The sequence below is a fragment of the Roseburia sp. AF15-21 genome, from assembly GCF_003479505.1.
Taxonomy (GTDB): domain Bacteria; phylum Bacillota; class Clostridia; order Lachnospirales; family Lachnospiraceae; genus Roseburia_C; species Roseburia_C amylophila.
This window is the reverse complement of record NZ_QUHG01000031.1, coordinates 1-405: the sequence shown is the minus strand read 5'-3', so window position 1 is coordinate 405 and position 405 is coordinate 1. Positions and strand designations below refer to the sequence as shown.

General features: G+C 44.2%; 1 pseudogene. It reads right to left on the bottom strand.

The annotated features are described in order from the left end of the window. Positions 1-405, bottom strand: a pseudogene (locus DWW33_RS16105) (MobQ family relaxase); the annotation flags it as partial.

Sequence of the window (405 nt, the reverse complement as noted above, 5' to 3'; positions counted from 1 at the left end):
GTGGGATGTTTCAAATTTCTCCCTCTGTTTCTTAAACTTGATATTGTTCAATTCCGTATGAACAGGTTTTAGCCGCTGGTAATTCTCGCCATCCCGTATCAATTCCTGCAATTCCTTTATCCGGGCAGATTTCTTTTTCATGGAGCCGCTTAATGCTTCAAATTCTTCACTGACAGAGGAAAGACGCTCCTGCAAATCCTCTAATGTGAGCAGCTTGTTTTCCGTCAGATAATTGACGGCTTCGGCAAACTGCTTTAAGTTTCCGGTTCTGGCTTTATTGCTCCATGCTCCTGCGTTGCGCTGGTTGTAATAAGTAATTAACAGGTCGGCAAGGCTCGGTGTCTGGGGTTTGGAAAGTTCTTCTTTTACCTCTGCCATCCAGACAAACAGGGCTTTGATCTTCTT